This is a genomic window from Pseudomonas sp. Irchel 3H9 (assembly GCF_900187495.1).
Classification (GTDB): Bacteria; Pseudomonadota; Gammaproteobacteria; order Pseudomonadales; family Pseudomonadaceae; genus Aquipseudomonas; species Aquipseudomonas sivasensis.
On record NZ_FYDK01000009.1, the window covers coordinates 20,095 to 37,500 of the forward strand.

A 17,406-nucleotide genomic window follows, 5' to 3' on the forward strand; every position below is an offset into this window, starting at 1 on the left:
TTCCACCCTGATCAGCCTGAACCTGCCATCGGCGGGCAATAGATCAAAATGCCCCTATCCCGTCGTTTCCGCTTTTTCGGTATAACCAATTCCCTCGCGTTGTGAACGGACCTCTATGAACGCTTTGAAGTTGATCTTCCTACTGGTGATTTTCCCGTTGCTGCTGACAGCCCTGGGTGGCTGGGAGCGCGAGCGGGCGGAGTCCGCTACTGCGGCGTCGATTGATTACCAGCGCCACCTCGTTACTTATAAACAACAGTTGCAAGAGGTGGCGGCCATGCAACCTGTGCCCACCGCTGATGCGCCAGAGGGGCTGATCAGCGTTCAGGAAGCCATCGCTCGACTGGAAAGAAACGAAGCTGAATTGCCCACTGCGCAACGCGTCAATCATGCACGGCGCGTCATCGCGCTCTGGGTGATAGGCCTGGGACTGGTCGCCGCTTTGATTGGTGTAACCGCATTGCTTGCTACGCACTGGGCGGGACGACGTGCGCAGCAATCGCGCGAAACATTGTTGCAGGTGTTCTCCATCGGCAGCCGATCGTTGCCCTACGTGCTGGTGAGCCATGTGGTGGCAATGGCGGCGACCGTCGCCTTGGCGTTGAGCTACGAAGGCTTGGCGATGTGGCATATCGGCCGGCTGGGTAGTGGCGAGGTCAAGCTGATGGCGGTGCTAGGGGTCATTGCGGCGTTTTGCTTGTACTCGATCTGGCAGTTGCTTAAACAGTTGCGCCACATGCTGGGGATGTTCACGCCTGAACCGCTGGAGATGTTCGGGCAGGTGGTGACGCCCGAGCAGGCGCCGGGGTTGTGGCGCCATGTGAACGAAGTGGCGGGCAAACTCGGCGCGCTGCCACCGGACCATATTGTGGTGAGCCTGGCTCAGGGCTTTTACGTGACGTCCAGCGAGGCCACTGTGCAACCGGCGAACACTTCGCTGCAGGGGCGCACCTTGCATGTGCCGCTGTTGTTCCTGGGCCTGTTGAGTCGCGAGGAAGTCGGCGCGGTGATCGGCCATGAGCTGGCGCACTTTGCTGGGAAAGACACGGAATACAGCCTGCGTTTTTTGCCGATCTACGACGGGGTCAATCGCAGCCTGGAAGCGCTGTTGAACACGATGCTGGCCAGCGATGTTATCCAGGGATGGCTGATGCGGCCGTCGTTCATGTTCGGTGTGTTTTTCATGCAGCGCTTTGATGACGCAGTTAACCACTGGAGCCGTGAGCGCGAATTGCTGGCGGATGCGGCTGGTGCGCGACTGGTAGGCAGTACAGCTGCGGCGTCAGCGCTGTTGCGGGTGTCGGTGTTGCAACCGCACATAGAGGACTCACTGCTGGCATTGTGTGACGCTGCCTCGGCGACAGATCTGCCCGACGCCGTGCTCGCGACCTTGCGTGAGTGCCAATTGCAACTGCCGCCCGAAGCCTTGGCGATTCATCAACCGCACCCAACTGACTCCCATCCCTCCAACGGCGAACGCCTGCAGGCGCTCAACGTTTCGCTGGACGATGCCCTGCGCAGCGCAACCCGCGCGGTGGATAGCGACGCGGCGAATGCTCAGATAGATGCCTGCTTCAGCGCACCACAGGCCCTGCGCGCGCAGCTGTCTGGCGACGTGATGGAAGTGGCCGAGTCAGAGAACACCGCGCATACCCATCTGCTGGAAACCCTGGCCGCTTCGACCGAAGGTGATCGTAGATTGCATGAAGGAGGAAAGTGGCGCGGGGTACTGATGGCGCTGTCGGGCCTGCCCTTTGTGTTGGCTGCACTGTTTATCTTGAGCCGGGTCTGGCTCGCCCCGGAGCGTTTGAAAGGCACGCCGCTGTCGGCAGTCGGCGCGGGCGCTTGCCTGGGTGTTATTGGGCTGGCCCTGCTGTGGCTGGGGATCCGCCGATTCATGCGGGCGCCGCAGACCGCATTGCGCCTGACGCCGGAACATTTTGTGTTCAATAACCTGGCGCAGCCGCTGCCCATCGAACATATCGAAGAGATTTCGCTGCAATTCGTCCAGGGCATTTGGATAACGCTTCAATTGACGCCCGAGGCGCCATTACCTGCAACGCGCAAGACAGCGTTCGGCGTTCCCGGTGTGCGAATTAATAAAAAGAAACGCCAAGTGCTGCTGCTGATGGCACAGCTCTGTATCGACAATAAAAAGATAGAGCCCTATGAAGGGTTGTCCTTGATGCTCGACTACAAGAATGCCGCGTTGGCGCGCACGATTTTGCAGAGCCGCCAGGACTGATACGCGCACATAAAAAAACCCCGAACCAGTCGGGGTTTTTTATCGCCTGGAATCAGGCGTGACGTGCGATCAGTTAGAAAACGTTGATCGGGTAGTCGGCGAACAGACGGATTTCGTTACCGCCTACGTTGTACTTGTCGGCATTGCTGGAAACGCGCAACCACGAGGCACGAGCACGCAGGCTCAAGTCTTTGGCTGGGCCGCTCTGAACGACGTATTTGAACTGGTTGAAGATCTCGCGCTCGGTGCCGTTGCCACGGCCACTGCCGTCGTCAATGTTGGTGCCGCGAACGTAGGCCACGTTGTAGGTCAGGCCAGGCACGCCGAAGGTGCTGAAGTCCAGACCGTAGCCGGCTTGCCAGGAGCGCTCGTCCTTGCCGTTGAAGTCGGACCAGTAGGAGTTGGCCAGCAGGATGGTGTTGCCGCCGTCGCCGATGCCGGTGTCCACGGTATTGTCACGGTAGCCGCCATACAGGTAACCGGTATCGCCGGTACTGCGCTGATGGGCCAAGGTGAAGCTGTGCGCACCAACAGCCCATGTAGCGCCCAGGCTCCAGATTTTGTTGTCGCGCGCGTCGCCATTACCGCGTTGCTCGGCGAAGCTCCTGTCCAGCTTGGTTTTGTAGCCGTTGAAGTCAAAGGTCAGCGACTGTTTCTCTGGCAGGGCCAGCACGTAGTTGACGTTGACGTATTGCTTCTTCAGCACGTCTTGCATGTCGGAAGCGTACAGCGCAGCCGACAGGCTTTCGGTGAATTTGTAGCTGCCGCCCAGGTAGCTGATGTTCTTCAGGTTACCGCTGTCGGTGCCTTCAGCACCTTTTTGGGCTTCCTTGGTGAAGCGACCTGCGTCCAGTTGCAGACCTTCGATCTCTTTGGAAACGATCGAGGTACCGGTGTAGGTTTCCGACAACAGACGAGAGTTGTCGTACTGCAGCACAGGAACGGCCGGCATTTGATCGCCGTACTTGAGCACGGTGTTCGATACGCGGAATTTCACCGCGGCGCCGCCCTTGGCCAGGTCGTCGGCTGCTGCGCCGCTGTCACCTTGCTTGAAGAAGTTAATACCGCCCGCGCCGCTGCGGCCTTTACCACCGTCCAGACGGATAGCGTACTGACCGATCACGTCCACACCCACACCAACGGTGCCTTGGGTGAAGCCGGACTCAAACTTGCCGATGAAGCCCTGGCCCCATTCAGCTTTGTCTTGCTTGCCGTTTTTGTAGTCACGGCTGATGTAAGCGTTACGTGCTGCGATGTTCAGGTGGCTGTCTTCAACGAAACCCTTGGATTGCTCCTGGTCGTTTGCCATTGCTGCCGATGCGCTCAAAATCCCCAGAGCGATCAGACTCATCCGTTGCTTCAACATTTTCTTGTATTCCTTATTTCTGGTTGAGTACGCACTGTGACACCAGGCTCCATGTCGCTTTTCTGGTGTCGACTTTTCCGGAAAAAAGAAGGCCCGCGGACGACTGAACATGCCGCGGGCCTTTTTTTATTAGATGAGTCATGGCGGTTAGCCACAGGCGTTGGGCGCAATCCTAGTCGCGGGTTGAACTATGTGTCAATTTCGCGAATCGTCTGTATTTAGGCGAAATAATTCTAAGCAAAGGCCTATAGCCTGTCTGAAAACGACAAAATTCTCGTCGCATACAAGAAGAAAACACATCCAGTAACACATATCAAAGTGGATACGTTTGGCAATAGATAACGCGCGCAAATGCAAAGCATTACCATTAGCGCGTTTTCTCCTCCCAAACATTTTGGATACTTTTCCCAATGCCTGCCCCTCGCCTGACACCCATGACTCTTGGGCTTTCTTTTCTGCTGTCTGCCGGTTTTGCCTGTGCGGCCACCACCTTGCCCGAGACCTCGATCAGCGCCGAAGTTGACGAAGATGACCCGCGCATCAAGGAAACCAGCACCGCCACACGCACCGCCACTCCCGTGCGTTATGTGCCTCAGGCAATTGATTCGGTGAAGACTGAGAACCTGCGGTCCTACGGCACCAACGACCTGGGCCAGGCGTTGAGCGGCATCCCCAACGTGAGCAGCGGCGCCGATACACGTTTCGACAGTGTGCGCATCCGTGGTTTTGACGCGAGCAATGACTTCTACCTGGACGGCATTCGCGACGACAGCCAGTACGTGCGCGACCTGCATAACATCGAGCGCATTGAAGTGCTCAAAGGCCCGGCAGCAGTGCTTTACGGGCGAGGCGGTCAGGGAGGGATCGTCAACCGCGTGAGCAAGTTGCCAACGGCCGGGCACAAATCGAGCATCGAGGCGCAAGGCGGCAGCAACGATTTGCGCAGCCTGTATGCCGACCTGAGCACGGACCCCACCGATAACATCAGCCTGCGCCTGAACATGGGCAACCAGGACAACAACAGCTTTCGCGACGACGTGAGCGGCAGTCGCCAACTGTTTGCACCGTCCATGAGCTGGCAGCTCACGCCTGACCTGAACTGGCTGGTGCAATACGAATACAGCCGCTACAACCGCACGCCTGATCGCGGCGTGCCCGGCGTCAACGGGCGCCCAGCGGATGTGAGCCGCAGCACCACCTACGGCGACAGCCGCGATTACATCGACGACAAAACCCAGTCCCTGCGCTCCAAGCTCACCTACGAGCTCAACGACAACTGGCAACTGCGCCAGACGCTGGGCGTGTTCAAGCTCGACAGCGATTTCGACAATACCTACCAAACCGGCTACAACCCTGCGAACAACCGCGTGACGCGCCAACGCTGGCAACAGGACCTGACCACCCTCAACATTTTCAACAACGTCGAGCTCGAAGGCAGTTTCAGTACCTATGGCCTGGAACACCGCCTGCTCACGGGCCTTGAGCTGGGCAGCCAACGTCGTGATCCAAAGCTATACAGTGGTGGCCTGACCGTGCCGGCCATTGACCTCAACCAGCCGAATCGTCATTTGAGCCATACCGGGCGGATGAGCGTGTCGAGCAACAACCACACCGAAGTCGAAAGCCGCGCCATTTACGTCCAGGACCAACTGCGCCTGAATGATCAATGGCAAGTGCTGGCCGGCGTGCGTTACGACGTGTTTGAAGTGAGCACCAAAAACAAGCTGCTCAATGTTCAGGAGGGGGTCGACAGCCGCAAGGCCAGCCCACGTTTCGGCCTGGTGTGGACGCCTCTGGAAAACCACTCGTTCTATGCCTCGTGGAGCAAGACGTTCTCACCGGCAGGGGGTGGTTTGATCGGCATCACCCCGAACGCCGCCGGCAGCGTCAACGACCTGAGCCCCGAGCTGACCAAGCAGAAAGAAATCGGCGTGAAGAGTGACTGGCTCGACGACCGCCTGAGCACCACTCTGGCGGTGTACGAACTGGAACTCTACAACCGCCGCACCAACGACCCGCTTGACCGCACCATCATTCTGCTCAGCGGCCTTCAGCGTTCGCGTGGCGTGGAGCTGACGGCCACCGGCAAGATCGTCGGCAATTGGTATGTACGCGGCGGTGTTGGCGTGCAGGATGCCAAGGTCGAGAAAGACAACAATGGCTTTGAAGGCAAGCGCGTCAGCGACGTCGCCAAGCGCAATGCCAGCCTGTTTATCACCTGGAAACCGGAAATGGGCTGGTACGCAGAAACCGGCCTGACGCTGGTGGGCGACCGTTATGCCGACAGTCTCAACACCGTGGTCCTACCGGGTTATGGCAGTTGGGATGCGCTGGTCGGGTTCCGCCATAAAGAATGGGACGTGCGGGCGGCGCTGAACAACATTACCGACAAGACTTACTACGAATCAGCAACCAGTGTGGCGCAGATTCAGCCGGGGGAGCCGCGTAACCTAGTGGTGACGGGGACTTACAGCTTTTAATTTAAGTGTGGGAGGGGCTGCTTCGCCGCACAACGCAGGCGAGCCCCCTCGCCGCAGCTGGCTCGCTCAAACATTTGGCGGCCGTGTTGTTCAGTTTTTGAGCAGGTCACACAACGCGTGCACTTCATCATCACTGAACAACCCTACCGGGTAGCGTTCACTCATCACGCTGCGCAGATCCGATTGCCGCCGGACCTGCCGCGCGCCGTGTTCCTTCAACCAGTGCCCCAGCGCATGGATCGTATCGTTGTTAACCCGTAAAGGGTGGAAGGTGCGCGTGTAGATCGGGTTGATATCGGCGTTCATTTCAGCGCTCTCTCCTACTGCTTGAGCGGCTAACTTACTCAAGGTTTATGACAGAACTGTGCAGTTATCACCTTGGGCCACTGAGGCAACACCGATACAAGAGCTATGCCAATGTCGCGTGCTTGCGGGCTTATGGGCACAAAAAAGCCCGCGGCCTTACTGGGCCGCGGGCTTGCTGCAGACGCTGAAACCGAGTAGCACCCGGCCGCCGGAAAGGCGCTGTTACAACTGCACTCAGTTTTTGTGCGGGGCGGGCTGCTGCTGGGTCAGACAGTGGATATTACCGCCACCCAGTAACAGTTCACGGCCCGGCACCATCACCACTTCGTGTTGCGGGAACAGGTTCTGCAGGATGGCCTTGGCTTCGTTGTCCAGCGGGTCGTCGAAGCTTGGCGCGATGATCCCGCCGTTGACGATCAGGAAGTTGACGTAGGAACCGGCTAACCGCACGGTCGGATTACGTTCCTGGGTGCCGTCCACCGGGTCAACACCTGCGCATTCTTCTTCAGTGGCATACAACGGCCCTGGGATCGGCATTTTGTGCACTGTGAATGGGCGGCCCTGAGCGTCGGTGCTGCTTTGCAGCACGTCCATCGCCGCGTGGCAGCGGGCGTAGTTCGGGTCTTGCGCATCGTCGGTCCACGCCAACAACACTTCACCTGGACGCACGTAGCAACAGAAGTTATCCACATGGCCGTCGGTTTCGTCGTTGAACAGGCCGTCTGGCAGCCAGATGATCTTATCCACAGCCAAGTTGGCGCTGAGCACCGCTTCGATCTCGGCACGGTCAAGGTGCGGGTTGCGATTGCGGTTGAGCAGGCATTCTTCAGTAGTGATCAGGGTGCCTTCGCCATCGACATGGATCGAACCGCCTTCCAGCACAAAACCTTCGGTGCGATAACGCGGTGCTCGCTCGATTTCGAGGATCTTGCCACCCACCTGCGAGTCGCGATTCCACGGCGAGTAGAGGCCGCCATCAAAACCACCCCAGGCGTTGAAATCCCAGTTCACGCCTCGCACTTCGCCGCTGTTGTTGATCACGAACGTCGGGCCAGTGTCGCGTACCCAGGCGTCATCGCTGGACATTTCCACCACACGAATATTCGGCACGTCCAAACGAGCGCGGGCGTTTTCGTACTGGCCGGGAGAAACCGCCACGGTCACCGGCTCAAAACGCGCGATGGCCTTGGCCACTGCCACATGAGCCGCCTGCGCCGGTTTACCACCCAGACGCCAGTTGTCCGGGCGCTCTGGCCAGACCATCCAGGTTTGCGTCTGTGGTGCCCATTCGGCGGGCATATGGAAGCCATCGGCGCGGGGGGTGCTGTGCAGGGTGGTCATGGCGATCAGGACTCCGAATGGGGGAAAAGGCCGACTTTATAACGGATAAAAATCGGCTTTAAAAGCGATCAAAAAGCATGATCGATAAATATGACAGGTAATAGCCGATAACAATCGATTAATTACAGCTGCTCATTGAGTATCTTCGACAACATGTCGACAAAAAATCCACGCTGCGTTTAGACGTAACCATCGGCGGCTTGATCTTGAGGATGTTCAGGTAGTCACCGTTAGGTTGCATGAAAATCCCCAACGCGCGCAGGCGGTCACACAGCAACGTGGTCTCTTCGGTCTCCGGTTCCAGGGTTTGTCGATCGCGAACCAATTCCAGGCCAAGATAAAAACCGGAACCGTGAACCGCGCCCACCAAGGGATGGCGATCAATCAGTGCTTCCAACCGCGCCTTGAAATGCCCTCCGACAACTTTGGCGTTTTCCCACAGTTTTTCTTCCTCCATCACGTCCAGCACCGCCATGCCGATGCGGCAACTCACTGGGCTGCCCCCGACGACGAGAAAAAATACCCTTCAGCCTCCAGTGCCTCGGCGATTTCCCGCCGGGTAATCACTGCACCCAACGGCTGGCCGTTGCCCATGCCCTTGGCCATGGTGATGATGTCAGGTACCACGCCCTGCTCTTCAAAGCCCCAGAAAAAATGCCCCATGCGGCCATAGCCCACCTGCACTTCATCGGCGATGCAGACGCCGCCCTGAGCGCGAACCAACCCGTAAACCTGCTCAGCGCCCTGATGACCTTGGGTACGCGCACGCCCTGCAGTGTGTTGAGGGCTGCGAGCTGGGGCTGCAACTCCACAGCGGCGTAGTCGCCCCGGCAGATTTTCAGAACAAACCGGCCGCGGGAGCTGTCGACTTTGTAATTGAGGTCTTGCTGGCTGCCAATGACTGCAACGTGCCAGAAAGGCCGTTTTTTAGACGTGTATATCGCCATTGTTCAGGGGGCTTGCGCAACCCCCACATGCACACGGTCCTGACCAGCGCCACAACACAAGCTATGCTCCATTCGCTAAACGTCCGCCTAAGGAAAAGGGCCCCAGTCATGCGCATTCTCATTACCGGTGGCGCCGGTTTTATCGGTTCTGCTTTGATACGTCATCTGATTCAGCACACCGAGCACGAAGTGCTCAACCTGGACAAACTCACCTACGCCGGCAATCTGGAATCGCTGACCAGTATCGCGGCCAATAGCCGCTATGAGTTCGTACAGGCCGATATCATCGACCAAGCCACCGTCAGCGCAGTGCTCGCGCGCTTCGAGCCTCAAGCGATCATGCATCTGGCCGCCGAATCCCACGTCGACCGTTCGATTGACGGCCCGTCGGATTTTATCCAGACCAATATCGTCGGCACCTACAGCCTGCTGGAAGCCGCCCGCGGCTACTGGCAAACCCTTTCCGGGCCAGACAAGAGCACGTTTCGCTTCCACCATATTTCTACCGACGAGGTCTACGGCGACCTACACGGCGTGGACGATCTGTTCACCGAAACCACGCCCTACGCGCCCAGCTCGCCCTACTCTGCCAGCAAAGCCGCGTCCGACCACTTGGTCCGCGCCTGGCAACGCACCTACGGCCTGCCCGTGTTGCTGACCAATTGCTCCAACAACTACGGCCCCTTCCACTTTCCTGAAAAGTTGATTCCGCTGGTGATCCTCAACGCTCTCGCGGGCAAGCCTTTGCCGGTCTATGGTGATGGCTTGCAAGTGCGCGACTGGCTGTTTGTCGAGGACCACGCCCGAGCGTTGCTCACCGTCGTGACGCACGGCGTAGTCGGCGAGACCTACAACATCGGCGGCCACAACGAGCAGAAGAACATCGATGTTGTGCGCAGCATCTGCAGCCTGCTGGAGGAATTGGCACCCCACCTTCCGCCCGGTGTGGAGAAATACGCCGACCTGATCACGTTCGTGAAAGACCGTCCGGGCCACGACCAACGCTACGCGATCGACGCCAGCAAAATCGAACGCGAACTGGGCTGGGTACCCGAAGAAACCTTTGAAACCGGGCTGCGCAAAACCGTGCAGTGGTACCTCGATAACCTGGAATGGTGCCGCAGGGTTCAGGATGGGAGTTATCAAGGTGAACGATTGGGCAATACCGACACGAGGGATCTGATTGCATGAAAGGAATCGTATTGGCCGGTGGCTCCGGCACACGCTTGCACCCCATCACCCTGGGTGTCTCCAAACAACTGCTGCCGGTCTACGACAAGCCGATGATTTACTACCCGATCTCGGTACTGATGCTGGCAGGCATCAAAGAAATTCTGGTGATTTCCACGCCGGCGGACTTACCGCAATACCGCAACCTGCTGGGTGACGGTAGCCAGTTTGGCGTGACGTTCAGCTACGCCGAACAACCGAAGCCGGACGGGCTGGCGCAAGCCTTCCTGATTGGCGAGCAGTTCATCGGCAACAACCCCGTGTGCCTGATCCTGGGCGACAACATTTTCCACGGCCAGCGTTTCAGCGAGCAGTTGCATGCGGCGGTCAATCGCGGCAAAGGTGCCACGGTGTTTGGCTATTGGGTTAAAGACCCGGAGCGCTTCGGTGTAATCGACTTCGACAGCGAAGGCCGCGCCCTGTCCATCGAAGAAAAACCCGCTGTACCGAAATCCAGCTATGCCGTCACCGGCCTGTATTTTTACGACAACGACGTGGTCAGCATCGCCAAGGCGGTCAAACCCTCCGCCCGTGGCGAACTGGAAATCACCGACGTCAACAACGCTTATCTCAAGCGCGGCGACTTGCAGGTGGAGCGCTTCGGTCGAGGTTTCGCCTGGCTGGATACCGGCACCCACGACAGTTTGCTGGACGCGTCGCAGTACGTGCAGACCATCGAGCGTCGCCAAGGTCTCAAAGTGGCGTGCCTTGAAGAAATCGCCTACGGCAACGGCTGGATCGACCGCGACCATTTGTTGGAGCGCGCCAAATACTTCGGCAAGACCGGTTATGGCCAGTACCTGTATTCCCTGGCGGGAGACAACCAGTGAATATCATCGACACCTCACTTCCCGGTGTATTGATCCTCGAACCAAAAGTATTCGGTGACGAACGCGGCTTTTTCTACGAAAGCTTCAACGCCCGAGCCTTTGCAGAGGCTACCGGGCTCAGGCGCGAGTTCGTCCAGGACAACCACTCGCGCTCACAAAAAAATGTGCTGCGAGGCCTGCATTACCAACTGGAGCACACCCAAGGCAAACTCGTGCGTGTCACCGCTGGCGAAGTGCTCGATGTCGCCGTAGACATTCGCCGCAGTTCGCCGAACTTCGGCCAATGGGTGGGCGTACGTCTGTCGGCACAGAACCGTCGCCAGTTGTGGGTACCGGAAGGGTTTGCCCATGGGTTTGTGGTGCTGAGCGACTACGCCGAGTTCCTGTACAAGACCACCGACTACTACCAGCCGAGCGCCGAGCGCAGCATCCTGTGGAATGACCCGACGCTGGCTATCGACTGGGAGCTGAACGAGCCGCCGCAACTGTCCGCCAAGGACCAGGCGGGCAAACTGCTGATGGACGCCGATCTGTTCCCATGAAGATCCTGATTACCGGCCAACATGGCCAAGTCTCCCAGGCACTGCAAGCGCACCTTCAGGGGCTGGGCGAATTGATGGTGCTCGGAAGCAACCAGCTCGACCTGGCCAAACCGGACCAGATCCGCGAGCAGATCCGCGCCCATCGCCCCGACCTGATCATCAACGCCGCCGCCCACACCGCAGTCGACCAAGCCGAAAGCGAACCAGACGCCGCATTCGCCATCAACGCCATCGCCCCCGGCATCCTTGCGCAGGAAGCCAAGGCCCTGGGGATTCCACTGATTCACTACTCCACCGACTATGTGTTCGACGGCAGCAAGCCTGCGCCCTACACCGAAGCCGACACGCCGAACCCGTTGAGCGTCTACGGCCAGAGTAAGCTGGCGGGCGAGCAGGCCATTGCGGCGGCGGGCGGTCAATACCTGATCCTGCGTACCAGTTGGGTCTACTCCAACCAGGGCAAGAATTTCCTCCTGACCATGCAACGCCTGCTGCAAGAGAAACCGCAGATGCGCATCGTGGCTGACCAGATCGGCGCGCCAACATGGGCCGGGACCATTGCCGGCAGCACCCGCGCACTGATCGAGCGCTGGCTGGCCGGCGAGGCGGGAGAATGGGGTATTTATCACCTCACCGCCCAAGGTGAAACATCGTGGTTCGGCTTCGCTCAGGCGATTGGCGAGCACCTGCACGCCGATGGCAAAGCCTGTGCCGAACTGGAGGCTATCCCATCCAGCGCCTACCCGACGCCCGCCAAGCGCCCCTTGAACTCACGCCTCGATTGCAGCCGCTTGCAGCAACAGTGGCACGTCAGCCAGCCACACTGGCAAGACGCATTGCGCGAGTGTCTTGCACAGCAGCACTAGGCATAATGCGCCTGTCCCCATAGGCGCACGACTCCCATGACTCCATCCCTTCCGCGAAGACCCCGCTGGCGCAGCCTCGCCCTGCTGGCATTGTGCCTGGCACCGCTGCTGTGGCCGCTGGAGCACTTGGCCGAGCGCTATTACCGCAGCGAACTGGCCGGGCAGAATCGCCAGACCCTCGACCTCTACGTCGCCAACCTGTTGGGCACCCTGCACCGCTATGAAGTGCTGCCGCAGATCCTCGGCGACTTGCCCGCGCTGCGCACCGTGCTGGATGCGCCGAATGTAAGCTCCCATCAGATCAACGCCAACCTGCTGCTCAAGGACGTCGCCGCCCAGGCCGGGGTTGAAGTGATGTACCTGATGGACACCACCGGCAAGACCCTCGCCGCCTCGAACTGGGATAAACAGGACAGCTTTGTCGGGCGCAATTTCTCGTTCCGCCCGTACTTCAGCGAAGCCATGGCCGGGCGCCTCGGGCGGTTTTTCGGCCTGGGTACTACGTCGGCCAAACGCGGTTATTTCTTCGCCGCCGCCGTGCGCGAGGGCGACAAGATCATCGGCGTGCTGGTGGTCAAGGTCGACCTGGACCATACCGAAAGCCTGTGGGGCAACACGCCTGAACAACTGCTGGTAACCGACCACAACGGCGTGGTGATCCTCACCTCACGCCCGCAATGGCGTTTCCGCGCCACTCGGCCGCTGACCGCTGAAGAACGACAGGCGATCACTGCAATCCAGCCCTACCCGACCCGTGATCCACAGCCGCTGAGCCTGAGCAACACCGCATGGTTGCGCCAATCCACTGCCATCGCCGAGACCGGCTGGAACGTCGAAATCCTCGCGCCCCAATCATTGATCAGCCGCCCGGTGCGCACGGTGGTCGCCGTGGGTGGGGCCACGCTTCTGGTGCTGATGTTGCTGCTCGGTTTGATGATGCAACGACGCCGGCATTACCTGGAGCGCATCGCTTTTGAAGCCAAGGCGCGTCGCGAACTGGAAGCCCGTGTGATCGAGCGGACCAGCGACCTGGAAGGCTTGAACCGCCGCCTTAAACAAGAAGTGTTGGAACGCGAACATGCCCAACAGGAACTGGTGCGCGCCCAGGATGATTTGGTGCAAGCGGGCAAGCTCTCGGCGCTGGGCACCATGTCGGCGAGTATCAGCCACGAACTCAATCAGCCCCTGGCCGCAATTCGCAGCTATGCGGAAAACGCCGAGATCCTGCTGGACCATGAACGCACCGCCGATGCGCGGGGCAACCTTAAGTTGATCAGCGAACTGACCGGACGCATGGCTTCGATCATCGCCCACCTGCGCGCCTTCGCCCGGCGCGACCGGCATGCGCCGGAGAGCGTGGCACTGCAACCGGCGCTGGACGACGCGCTGGCGCTGCTGGCCAAACGTCGGCGGTCAATGGAAGTGGAGCTGATCCGCGATTTGCCGGAAGCGACCCTGTGGGTACAGGCCGGCGAAACACGGCTGCGCCAAGTGCTGGGCAACTTGCTGGCCAACGCCCTGGACGCCCTCACCGAAAAAGGCCCGCCGCGTAAACTGTGGCTGAGTGCCGAAACCACCGCCCAAGGCGTCAACCTGTACATTCGCGACAATGGCCCTGGGTTTTGCATGGAGGCGTTGGGCCGCGCCAGCGAACCGTTCTACACCACCAAGACCCGCACCCAAGGCCTGGGATTGGGCCTGGCGATCTGTGACACCTTGATGCGTGCCTTTGGCGGCGAACTGTCGTTCGCTAACCACAAGGAAGGTGGCGCGCTGTTAACCCTGAAATTGCGTGCCGGCTCGCCGGGCGTCAGTCTGCAACCGTCCGAGGACCGCAGTGTATGAGTATCGATAACCAGATTCAGGTGGTGTTGATCGACGACGATCCACACCTGCGTCAGGCCCTGTGCCAGACCCTGGACCTGGCCGGGCTGAAAGTCCTGACCCTGGGCGAAGCCACCGGCCTCACCGCGCGCCTGTCGCGGGATTGGCCGGGCGTAGTGGTCAGCGACATCCGCATGCCCGGCATGGACGGCCTGGAGCTGCTGGCCGAACTGCACGGCCAGGATCCAGACCTGCCGGTGCTGCTGATCACCGGCCACGGCGACGTGCCGTTGGCGGTGCAGGCGATGCGCGCGGGTGCCTATGACTTCCTCGAAAAACCCTTCGCCAGCGACTCGCTGCTCGACAGCGTGCGCCGCGCCCTGGCCTTACGCCGGCTGGTGCTGGATAACCGCAGCCTGCGCCTGGCCCTCAGCGACCGCCAGCAACTGAGCACGCGACTCGTTGGGCACTCACCGCAAATGCTGCGCCTGCGCGAGCAGATCGGCGCGTTGGCGGCGACCAAGGCCGACGTGCTGATCCTCGGTGAAACCGGCGCCGGCAAAGAAGTCGTGGCCCGTGCACTGCATGACCTGTCGAACCGACGCAGCGGTCCGTTTGTGGCGATCAACGCCGGTGCCCTGGCGGAATCCGTAGTGGAAAGCGAACTGTTCGGTCATGAGCCCGGCGCCTTTACCGGGGCGCAGAAACGCCGCATCGGCAAGTTCGAGTTTGCCAACGGCGGCACCTTGTTCCTCGACGAAATCGAAAGCATGAGCCTGGATGTGCAGGTAAAACTGTTGCGCCTGTTGCAGGAGCGCGTGGTGGAACGCCTGGGCGGCAATCAACTGATCCCGCTGGATATCCGCATTATCGCCGCCACCAAGGAGGACCTGCGCCAGGCCGCCGACCAGGGCCGTTTCCGCGCCGACTTGTATTACCGTCTCAACGTCGCGCCGCTGCGCATTCCGCCGCTGCGCGAGCGCGGTGAAGATGCATTGATGCTCTTCCAGCACTTCGCCGACGAAGCCAGCAGCCGCCATGGCCTGACGCTGCATGAGCTGCAGCCGGGTCAGCGGGCCTTGCTGTTGCGTCACAGCTGGCCGGGCAATGTGCGGGAATTGCAGAACGCCGCCGAGCGCTTTGCACTGGGCCTGGAACTGGCACTGGACAGCACGCCGGACAACCCCGCCAGCAGCGTACTGACCTCCACACCGGGTGGCTTGAGCGAGCAAGTCGAGCAGTTCGAGAAAAGCCTGATCGCTGCCGAACTGACCCGTCCCCACAGCTCCATGCGCAGCCTCGCCGAAGCCCTCGGCGTACCGCGCAAGACCTTGCACGACAAACTGCGCAAGCATGGCCTGAACTTCGCCAACCAAAGCGCCGACGACGAATGACCCTGCCCACCCACCGAGAGGTCCCCATGAGCCGCGACAGCCGTTACCTGGAATCCGTCCTGCACCACGACATCCCCCTGACCCGGGAAATGGGCCTCAAGGTGCTCGACTGGCAAGACAGGCAACTGCGGCTGCACCTGCCCCTGCAGGCCAATATCAACCACAAGAGCACCATGTTCGGCGGCAGTCTCTACTGCGGCGCGGTGCTGGCGGGTTGGGGCTGGCTGCACCTGCAACTGCGTGAGGAAGGGATTGAAGACGGGCATATCGTGATTCAGGAAGGGCAGATCAGTTATCCGCTGCCGGTGACGCAAGACGCGACCGCAATATGCGCGGCGCCGGAGGAAAAGGTATGGAAGCGCTTTATCGCGACCTACAAGCGGTATGGCCGGGCCCGGTTGGCGTTGGACACGTGGATCGTGAATGAGGGCAGTGACGAAAGAGCGGTAGCCTTCACTGGCCAATACGTCCTGCACCGCTAGAAGCCAATACACAAAACAAATGTGGGAGGGGGCTTGCTCCCGATGGCGGTAGTTCAGTCACTGCTGTATTGACTGATACACCGCTATCGGGGGCAAGCCCCCTCCCACATTTTGATCTGCGATGGTTTTAAGATCTTGCCAAGGTCAGCAACCGCTCACGCCACGCAGCCTTCGCCGGCAACGCCAGAAAAAACGGGTTCAACAACGATTCCCGCGCCGGGTAGCTGAACGGCTCACCACTCAACTCCAGCACCTCGCCCCCCGCACCTTCGAGCACGCCTTGTGCCGCAGCCGTATCCCATTGCGAAGTCGGCGCCAAGCGTGGATAGCAGTCGGCGCTGCCCTCGGCCAACAGGCAGAACTTCAACGAGCTGCCGATATTCGCCAACTTCAACTCACCCACGCCTGCGCTCAACCCGTCCAGCAAACGCTCCTGCTCGGGGCTGGTATGCCGACGGCTGGCAACCACCGTGAATGCCTCACCCGCCGCCGGTGCCTTGCGCACCTGGATCTGCCTGGGCGCTTCGTTCACATCGGATCGCCACGCGCCTAAACCTGCGCCGCCAAAGTAGCAACGGCCACTGGTGGGCATCGACACCACACCGAACACCACGCGGCCGTGTTCAATCAGGGCGATATTGACGGTGAACTCTTCACTGCCGGCGATGAATTCCTTGGTGCCGTCCAGCGGGTCCACCAACCACCAACGTGTCCAGCCTGCGCGCACGCTCTGGTCGATATCAGCGTCTTCTTCGGACAGCACGGGGATGCTCGGGTCCAGCGCGGTGAGGCCAGCGAGAATCAGGTGGTGGGCGGCCAGGTCTGCTGCCGTGACCGGCGAATCGTCGGCCTTTGAAGTCACCGCCACATCGGCGCGCCAGTACGGCAGGATGACTTCACCCGCCTGGCGAGCCAGCTCGATTACAGGGGCGATAAACGGGTGGCCTAAAAACAGTTCGCTCATGCGGTAAACGCTCCACGCTGGATCAACAGATCTCGTACCAGGTACAACGCCGCCAAAGCGCGACCCTCACTGAATTGCTCGTTTTGCGCTAACTGTGACAGCTCGCGCAGATTGACCCGATCCACGCGCATCGGCTCGGGCTCATCGCCTTCAAGGCTTTCTTCATACAGGTCAGTGGCCAATACCACTTGGATTTTCTGGCTCATATAACCGGGCGACAGCGACAGCTCGGTAATGTGTTCCAATTGTCGCGCGCCGTAGCCGGCTTCTTCCTTGAGCTCACGATCGGCGGCAGCCAGTACGTCTTCACCCGGTTCGATCAGGCCTTTGGGCAAGGACAACTCATATTCGTCGATACCGCCGCAGTACTCTTCCACCAGCAAGGCATGCTCTTCATCGATCATCGCCACGATCATCACCGCGCCATAGCCGGCACCACGCCCCACCAGGCGCTCGTAGGTCCGTTCAACGCCATTGGAAAAGCGCAACTGCACTTCCTCCACGCGGAACAAACGGCTACTGGCGACTATTTCGCGGGCGAGGACGGTGGGTTTCTGGCGCATGAGCGGCTCCTTGGCGTGATCGGGTT

At 60.0% G+C, this 17,406-nt stretch carries 14 protein-coding genes and 1 pseudogene; 9 read left to right on the forward strand and 6 right to left on the reverse strand.

Features of this window, described 5'->3' with window-relative positions; genetic code table 11:
• Positions 1-115: 115 nt before the first annotated feature.
• Positions 116-2,245, forward strand: a complete 2,130-nt coding sequence (locus CKW32_RS25390; RefSeq protein ID WP_095186277.1) for a M48 family metallopeptidase — start codon at positions 116-118, stop codon at positions 2,243-2,245.
• Positions 2,246-2,318: 73 nt separating this feature from the next.
• Here CKW32_RS25390 and CKW32_RS25395 read toward each other — a convergent pair whose 3' ends face one another.
• Positions 2,319-3,611 (reverse strand): OprD family porin, encoded by a 1,293-nt coding sequence (locus tag CKW32_RS25395; RefSeq protein WP_032884986.1) that lies wholly within the window; start codon positions 3,609-3,611, stop codon positions 2,319-2,321.
• 410 nt (positions 3,612-4,021) lie between these two features.
• Here CKW32_RS25395 and CKW32_RS25400 point away from each other — a divergent pair, with 410 nt between their 5' ends.
• Positions 4,022-6,091: a TonB-dependent siderophore receptor gene (locus CKW32_RS25400; protein ID WP_095186278.1), complete on the forward strand. Its 2,070-nt coding sequence runs from the start codon at positions 4,022-4,024 to the stop codon at positions 6,089-6,091.
• A gap of 90 nt (positions 6,092-6,181) precedes the next feature.
• Here the strand turns inward: CKW32_RS25400 and CKW32_RS25405 are convergent, their stop codons facing one another.
• The 3 genes and pseudogenes from CKW32_RS25405 to CKW32_RS25415 all read right to left on the reverse strand — a co-directional run.
• Positions 6,182-6,397, reverse strand: a complete 216-nt coding sequence (locus CKW32_RS25405) for a hypothetical protein (protein WP_032884982.1) — start codon at positions 6,395-6,397, stop codon at positions 6,182-6,184.
• Positions 6,398-6,631: 234 nt separating this feature from the next.
• Entirely contained in the window at positions 6,632-7,738 is a 1,107-nt protein-coding gene (gene aguA / locus CKW32_RS25410) for an agmatine deiminase (protein ID WP_095186279.1), read from the reverse strand.
• A gap of 122 nt (positions 7,739-7,860) precedes the next feature.
• Positions 7,861-8,476, reverse strand: a pseudogene (locus CKW32_RS25415) (aminotransferase class III-fold pyridoxal phosphate-dependent enzyme); the annotation flags it as partial.
• A 317-nt stretch (positions 8,477-8,793) separates the two neighbouring features.
• Here CKW32_RS25415 and rfbB point away from each other — a divergent pair.
• The 7 genes from rfbB to CKW32_RS25450 are packed head-to-tail and all read left to right on the forward strand — an operon-like array spanning position 8,794 to position 15,853.
• Positions 8,794-9,876, forward strand: a complete 1,083-nt coding sequence (gene rfbB, locus CKW32_RS25420) for a dTDP-glucose 4,6-dehydratase (RefSeq protein WP_095186280.1) — start codon at positions 8,794-8,796, stop codon at positions 9,874-9,876.
• Positions 9,873-10,745 (forward strand): glucose-1-phosphate thymidylyltransferase RfbA, encoded by an 873-nt coding sequence (gene rfbA, locus CKW32_RS25425; RefSeq protein ID WP_032884973.1) that lies wholly within the window; start codon positions 9,873-9,875, stop codon positions 10,743-10,745. Before rfbB ends, rfbA begins: the two co-directional genes overlap by 4 nt.
• Positions 10,742-11,287: a dTDP-4-dehydrorhamnose 3,5-epimerase gene (rfbC, locus tag CKW32_RS25430; protein WP_032884972.1), complete on the forward strand. Its 546-nt coding sequence runs from the start codon at positions 10,742-10,744 to the stop codon at positions 11,285-11,287. Before rfbA ends, rfbC begins: the two co-directional genes overlap by 4 nt.
• Entirely contained in the window at positions 11,284-12,153 is an 870-nt protein-coding gene (gene rfbD, locus CKW32_RS25435; protein ID WP_095186281.1) for a dTDP-4-dehydrorhamnose reductase, read from the forward strand. The genes rfbC and rfbD overlap by 4 nt, the downstream gene beginning before the upstream one ends.
• 36 nt (positions 12,154-12,189) lie before the next feature.
• Entirely contained in the window at positions 12,190-13,998 is a 1,809-nt protein-coding gene (locus CKW32_RS25440) for an ATP-binding protein (RefSeq protein ID WP_032884970.1), read from the forward strand.
• Positions 13,995-15,371 carry a sigma-54 dependent transcriptional regulator gene (locus CKW32_RS25445; RefSeq protein WP_032884969.1) on the forward strand — a complete coding sequence of 459 codons (1,377 nt, stop codon included), beginning with the start codon at positions 13,995-13,997 and terminating at the stop codon, positions 15,369-15,371. The genes CKW32_RS25440 and CKW32_RS25445 overlap by 4 nt, the downstream gene beginning before the upstream one ends.
• A gap of 26 nt (positions 15,372-15,397) precedes the next feature.
• The gene (locus tag CKW32_RS25450) at positions 15,398-15,853 is read left to right on the forward strand and encodes a YiiD C-terminal domain-containing protein (RefSeq protein ID WP_032884968.1); all 456 of its coding nucleotides are present in this window, start codon (positions 15,398-15,400) and stop codon (positions 15,851-15,853) included.
• Positions 15,854-15,980: 127 nt separating this feature from the next.
• Here CKW32_RS25450 and cysQ read toward each other — a convergent pair whose 3' ends face one another.
• Both cysQ and nudE read right to left on the reverse strand, forming a co-directional pair.
• Positions 15,981-16,817, reverse strand: coding sequence for a 3'(2'),5'-bisphosphate nucleotidase CysQ (cysQ, locus tag CKW32_RS25455; protein WP_032884967.1), 837 nt, complete (start codon positions 16,815-16,817; stop codon positions 15,981-15,983).
• Positions 16,814-17,380, reverse strand: coding sequence for an ADP compounds hydrolase NudE (gene nudE, locus CKW32_RS25460; protein WP_032884966.1), 567 nt, complete (start codon positions 17,378-17,380; stop codon positions 16,814-16,816). Before nudE ends, cysQ begins: the two co-directional genes overlap by 4 nt.
• Between the last annotated feature and the right edge of the window lie 26 nt (positions 17,381-17,406).

Bases quoted from the DNA above. Each gene is read 5' to 3' on its own strand.
- CKW32_RS25390 (WP_095186277.1), top strand. From the start codon at position 116: ATGAACGCTTTGAAGTTGATCTTCCTACTGGTGATTTTCCCGTTGCTG.
- CKW32_RS25395 (WP_032884986.1), bottom strand. From the start codon at position 3,611: ATGTTGAAGCAACGGATGAGTCTGATCGCTCTGGGGATTTTGAGCGCA.
- CKW32_RS25400 (WP_095186278.1), top strand. From the start codon at position 4,022: ATGCCTGCCCCTCGCCTGACACCCATGACTCTTGGGCTTTCTTTTCTG.
- CKW32_RS25405 (WP_032884982.1), bottom strand. From the start codon at position 6,397: ATGAACGCCGATATCAACCCGATCTACACGCGCACCTTCCACCCTTTA.
- aguA (WP_095186279.1), bottom strand. From the start codon at position 7,738: ATGACCACCCTGCACAGCACCCCCCGCGCCGATGGCTTCCATATGCCC.
- rfbB (WP_095186280.1), top strand. From the start codon at position 8,794: ATGCGCATTCTCATTACCGGTGGCGCCGGTTTTATCGGTTCTGCTTTG.
- rfbA (WP_032884973.1), top strand. From the start codon at position 9,873: ATGAAAGGAATCGTATTGGCCGGTGGCTCCGGCACACGCTTGCACCCC.
- rfbD (WP_095186281.1), top strand. From the start codon at position 11,284: ATGAAGATCCTGATTACCGGCCAACATGGCCAAGTCTCCCAGGCACTG.
- CKW32_RS25440 (WP_032884970.1), top strand. From the start codon at position 12,190: ATGACTCCATCCCTTCCGCGAAGACCCCGCTGGCGCAGCCTCGCCCTG.
- CKW32_RS25445 (WP_032884969.1), top strand. From the start codon at position 13,995: ATGAGTATCGATAACCAGATTCAGGTGGTGTTGATCGACGACGATCCA.
- CKW32_RS25450 (WP_032884968.1), top strand. From the start codon at position 15,398: ATGAGCCGCGACAGCCGTTACCTGGAATCCGTCCTGCACCACGACATC.
- cysQ (WP_032884967.1), bottom strand. From the start codon at position 16,817: ATGAGCGAACTGTTTTTAGGCCACCCGTTTATCGCCCCTGTAATCGAG.
- nudE (WP_032884966.1), bottom strand. From the start codon at position 17,380: ATGCGCCAGAAACCCACCGTCCTCGCCCGCGAAATAGTCGCCAGTAGC.